Annotated in this window: 3 protein-coding genes; 2 read left to right on the forward strand and 1 reads right to left on the reverse strand. The window is 56.0% G+C overall.

The genetic code is table 11. The features are described 5' to 3' along the window. Window positions 1–101: 101 nt before the first annotated feature. On the reverse strand, window positions 102–1,439 hold the full coding sequence (gene mepM, locus AACS18_RS05015) for a murein DD-endopeptidase MepM (protein ID WP_108612062.1): 1,338 nt from the start codon (window positions 1,437–1,439) through the stop codon (window positions 102–104). A gap of 260 nt (window positions 1,440–1,699) precedes the next feature. Here mepM and AACS18_RS05020 point away from each other — a divergent pair, with 260 nt between their 5' ends. Both AACS18_RS05020 and AACS18_RS05025 read left to right on the forward strand, forming a co-directional pair. After that, entirely contained in the window at window positions 1,700–2,998 is a 1,299-nt protein-coding gene (locus tag AACS18_RS05020) for a LapD/MoxY N-terminal periplasmic domain-containing protein (RefSeq protein ID WP_108612063.1), read from the forward strand. Then, entirely contained in the window at window positions 2,995–3,936 is a 942-nt protein-coding gene (locus AACS18_RS05025) for a TAXI family TRAP transporter solute-binding subunit (protein ID WP_108612064.1), read from the forward strand. Before AACS18_RS05020 ends, AACS18_RS05025 begins: the two co-directional genes overlap by 4 nt. The last annotated feature ends 54 nt before the right edge of the window (window positions 3,937–3,990 follow it).

Consider the following 3,990-nt stretch of genomic DNA (forward strand, 5'->3'; position numbering starts at 1 on the left):
TGCAGTGCAAAAAGCCAATAAAAACAATGCCAGTCAGGCTTAACTGACTGGCATTACGCCAATCTGGCGGGGCCTTTCATTTCAGGCTGTGACGACAGGAATCAACCCGCAGCCAGCTCCTTGCGGTAGCTCTTCACCTTGGCAAGGAACTGACGACGCTCCTTGCCGCTGAGCGGTTCAGCCATCGGCAGCTTGGCTGTCATGGCATTGACCGGGCGGTTGTTGATCCGCAGCTCGTAGTGCAGGTGAGCACCGGTCGAGCGACCAGTGTTGCCGGAGAGGCCGATCTTGTCGCCCATCTTCACTCGCTGACCGGTTTTGACCAGCAGCTTGCTCAGGTGCAGATAACGGGTAGAGAGAGTACGGCCATGCTTGATGACGATATAGGTACCCGCCAGCGGGTGGCTGGTTGCCTTCTGGACGATACCATCACCGGTCGCCAGCACTGGCGTGCCCACCGGCACCGCAAAGTCGGTGCCCTCGTGAGGACGCACCATACCGGTTACCGGATGTTTGCGCGCCGGGTTGAAATTGGAGCTGATCCGATAGCGGCTGTGGGTCGGGTAGCGGCGGAATCCGCGCTCCAGACTGTTGCCCTGACCGTCGTAATAGTTGCCGTCATCGGAGAGCCAGGCCGACACCGTCTTGCCCTGGCTGGTCACTTCCACACCCAGCAGCTGGCTGTTGCCAGTGCTCTTGCCTTCCACCGTCTCCTGGCGTACCAGCACTTTGAACTTGTCGCCCTTCTGCAGATCCTTGGCGAAATTCATTCGCCACTGGAACAGGTTGGCAATTTTCTGGATATGGTTGGCCGGAATCCCCGCATTGCGGGCACTGACATAGAAGCTGCCGTTGATCACGCCGTTGTAACGCTGCGGTTGCCACTCGACCTTCTCATTGATCATGGAGGCGGTATAGGCATCATCGCTGCGTGCCATCACCAGCGTCTGCTTGATGTTCAGGCGGATTTTGAGTTGCTGCAGGATGTTGTCCTGATCGATCAGCAGCTCGATATTCTGGCCCGGCTTGAGGCGCGCCAGATAATTCTTGTTATCGGCGTCCAGCACCTTGTAGAGGGTGGTGGTGGAGAGACCGAGATTGTTAAAAATGGCGGTCAGGTTTTCGCCGTTGCGGACCCGGTAATCCTGCCACTGGGGGGTGGTGTCAACCGGGATGTCGTCATCCGACGCACTCTGATCAACCAGTTCGTGATCGGGGATTTCGTTAAAGTCGGTGTTGTTTTCGTTGGTTGCCGTACCTGCGGTATCAATGGGCAACTCAAGACGCAGCGGCCGCTCAAGGATGTCACCCGGAGCTGGCAATAATGCCACTGCTGACAGGGTCATAGCCGTCAGCATCAGCATGGCGTAAAAGTGTTTGCGGGGAACCGGTGGTTCCCAATTGGCAGCCTGTACTACCAAGGGACGGAGACGTTTCATCCGCTATCCTGTATTTAGATCTAAAGAGTGTGAGTTGCGATGTCAGTTGTGACAAAACCGTATAAAACTGTTTGTTGGACACAAATAGTTACAAATAGTTCATCACAATCTGCATGAACCTCACATTTTATGCATAACCCGCCCGGATGGGCAGAAATGATCGTCTTTTTTAACCATTTTTTCCTATTTTTAAGAACCGGGTCGGATTCGATTCTGAATAGAAACCCAAGATGTTGCGATAACTTTTCCATGGAGTGGACATGTCGTTAGCAAAACTGTTAATCAGAATAATTGTCGTCCTGTTCCTGATCGGTGCAGCGCTGCTGTTTGCACTGGAAGTCACGACGGTCCGCCAATCCATCCTCGACCAGATGTCAGCCAACCTGGAAACCGCTATCACCGCTCTCGGGCTGGTGCTGCAAGGAACCCTGCTCAATGACGACAATGTACTGGCCGAGACCATCGTCAATGCCATGTTCGACGGCGGCTTCGTCAGCTCGGTCACCCTGATCGATCCCGATGGCCAGTTGCTGTTTCAGAAGGTCTTCCACTCTACCCAGCAAAATGTCCCCGGCTGGCTTCCCTCGGTTATCGGCATGCCCCCCGTCAAGATTGAGCAAGAGTTGACCGATGGCTGGCGCATGCTGGGCACTCTGACCCTTGAGGGGCATAGCGGCTACGCCTATCAGCATCTGTGGAATGCCATCAGTCGCACCGGTCTGGCGCTGCTGGCGGGCCTCGTCGTATTTACCCTGATCATCTCCCTGGTGTGCAAACGCCTGCTGCAGCCCCTGGAGCAGATCAACCTGCAGCTGATCCGTATCCGCAAACACCAGTTCAACAGCACCCTGCCCACTCCCTGGTTGCAAGACCTCAAAGAAGTGGCACTTTCCATCAACCAATTGGTTTCCGAACGCAAACGGGATCTGCTGCAACAACGACTCAAAATCACCCAGCTGGGAAAACTGCTGCCACTGACGACCCCACAGCCGCTGCAAGGAGTGAGCCCACTGCCGGAAGGCGGGCAACTGCAAAAATTTGTCTCCACACAAGGGGAGATCGCGCTCTATCAGCGTTTCTTGCCCAGTCAGCCCCTCGGTGCCGACAGCGATCTCGCAACCATCCAGAGCGCCCTGCAACAGTGGCAGCACTCTCATATAGAAGGGGTCTTGCTGCCCCTCTCCCTGCTCAATCACCCGCAATGGTCCGAGATCGCCCCTCTGCTAAGCCAGGGGCGAGGAAAAACACTGGATTGGCGCTGGGATGTAGCCACCTTTCCCGCCCACGGCCAGTCTACCTTGGCTGCGTTGCAGGAACAGGGGTGTGAACTCGCCTTCAGCGCCATTCCCCTCAATGCGGATACCTTCAATCAACTTGACCCGCTCAATCCCATCTTTATCAGCTGTCAGCTGACCGATGCGCCGCTCTACTGGAATCTACTCTCCCAAACCATGCATGCCGCCGGTTATACCCTGCTGGCAGAATCGGGAGAGTGTCGCGACATCGACAAACTGCGGACCTGGGGTATCGATGGTTATGCCAAGGAGGCGCAATCATGAAGAAGCTCGCCATGCTGTTACCCCTGCTGTGGCAACCCGCCCTGATGGCTGAAACCGTCACTATCACCACCGGGGGTGAGCAGGGGATTTATCACCAGATAAGCAAAGAGTTTTGCCGTCTGGCTCATGAGGTCGACGAGCAACTTACGTGCACACTGAAGAGCTCATCGGGTTCAATAGAAAACCTGACGCGACTGAAGAGTGGCGAGACCGCCTACGCCATGGTGCAGTCAGACTGGCTGTATCAGGCAAGCCAGGGCTTGGGCCCTTTTACCACCCAGCCGCAACCTGAGCTGCGCGCCCTGTTTGCCACCCATGCCGAGCCCTTCACCATAGTGATCCGTGCCGATGGCGATATCACTTCACTGGAACAGCTCAAGCTCGCCCCCATCGACATGGGGTTGAAGAACTCGGGAACACGCCAGACGGCGCTGACCCTGTTCAACATCCTGGGAGCGAAAGAGCAGGATCTCGATCTGAAAAGCATGGCCAACCTGCCGGATGCGCTCTGCAGCAAGCAGATCGACGCATTTGCATTGGTGATGGGGCATCCCAACCGGATTGTGCTCGACACCGCCAAACGTTGCGCGGTCAGTTTCCTCCCCATCGATGGGGCCACCCGGGATCAGCTACTCAAAGGGGTCAAATATTACCAACGCAGTCAGGTGCCCGCCCGCATCTACCCCGGCAATCTGAAGGCGACCCCCACCTTTGCCATTGCCGCCACCCTGGTCACCAATGCAAACATGCCGGAAGAGTCTGTCTATCGTCTGACCAAGGCCATGCTGACCCAGCAGACCAAGTTCAATGAGCAGACTTATGGCTACGCCAATATGTTTCACCGGGCACGCAATAAAACCGGCCCGGTGCTGAGTATTGAGCAGCATCCGGGCGCGGCGAAATATTTCGATGAGTTGAAGGTGGCGGGCAAGCTATAACTGACGACGAGGAGAGCGCAGTTGCTCGCTGGAGAAACGGGTCTTCATCGATGT

The sequence above is a fragment of the Aeromonas sp. HMWF015 genome (assembly GCF_963878965.1).
Classification (GTDB): domain Bacteria; phylum Pseudomonadota; class Gammaproteobacteria; order Enterobacterales; family Aeromonadaceae; genus Aeromonas; species Aeromonas veronii.